This window comes from Mesorhizobium sp. P5_C1 (assembly GCF_054049815.1).
Map to the genome: position 1 here is coordinate 1 of NZ_JBFULQ010001219.1, position 788 is coordinate 788.

Sequence of the window (788 nt, forward strand, 5' to 3'; positions counted from 1 at the left end):
GATCAACACCTGCCACGCCTGGCTCGCGATGTAGCTTGTGGCCGGCTCATAAGTCATCTCTCCCCCTGATCAGTCAAAACCCGCGCCTCTGGCGGAGAGCGCGGGCCGACCAGGCGATGGAGTCCCGATCTTCGGCAGGATGTGGGTGAGACATCACCTGCCGCAACCACCAACTGTTAGCGACCTCTAATGTTCCGTCAAGCCAGTTCTGTGGCTTGCCGCACCCACGCTGGGATTGCCTCATGGCCCTGCAGCCAAGCGCACGCGTGTTCCTCCCAGACATGCCTCTATTGACGCCCACCATGCGGTTAGGGCACGTTTCGAGGAGTGTTTTCAGGGGGCATCATGGCTGACAAGATCCACGGCTTTCTGCCGCCACGGCCGAAATGCCGACTGACCATCAGCGGTTGATCACCCGCTATATCTTTGATCGACCTTGTGGTCCTAAACCTGTTCGATGAGTTTTCGGACAGCGTCACGGTCGCTTCCTTTAGCGTGTCGTTGCTCGCCGCCATCTTGTTGCAAGCCCTTCTGAAGGCGACGATCGCCATCGAGCAWCAGGTCGCCGTGTTCTTCAAGGCAAGGCGCCTTCATGAAGTTCATGCGATTCTTCGGCGCATGGGTGGTGCTGTTCCTATCCAAGTTCGTGATCCTGGAGGCGATTACCTTCGTGTTCGGGGATAGGGTTCGCTTCGAAGGCATGCTGCACGGGGTCGTGCCGCTGATTATCGTCGTCATGGCCATGCTCATCGCCGAGGAAGTGATCGTCCGGTTCGTCAGATGTATCC

Annotated in this window: 1 protein-coding gene and 1 pseudogene; one reads left to right on the top strand and one right to left on the bottom strand. The window is 58.2% G+C overall.

Annotated elements, in window-relative coordinates; translation table 11 throughout:
• Nucleotides 1–444: 444 nt before the first annotated feature.
• Nucleotides 445–603, bottom strand: coding sequence for a hypothetical protein (locus ACXJ7R_RS34975; RefSeq protein ID WP_457155780.1), 159 nt, complete (start codon nt 601–603; stop codon nt 445–447).
• Here ACXJ7R_RS34975 and ACXJ7R_RS34980 point away from each other — a divergent pair.
• Nucleotides 593–788: pseudogene (locus tag ACXJ7R_RS34980) on the top strand (hypothetical protein); the annotation flags it as partial. The gene ACXJ7R_RS34975 and the pseudogene ACXJ7R_RS34980 sit on opposite strands and share 11 nt — an antisense overlap.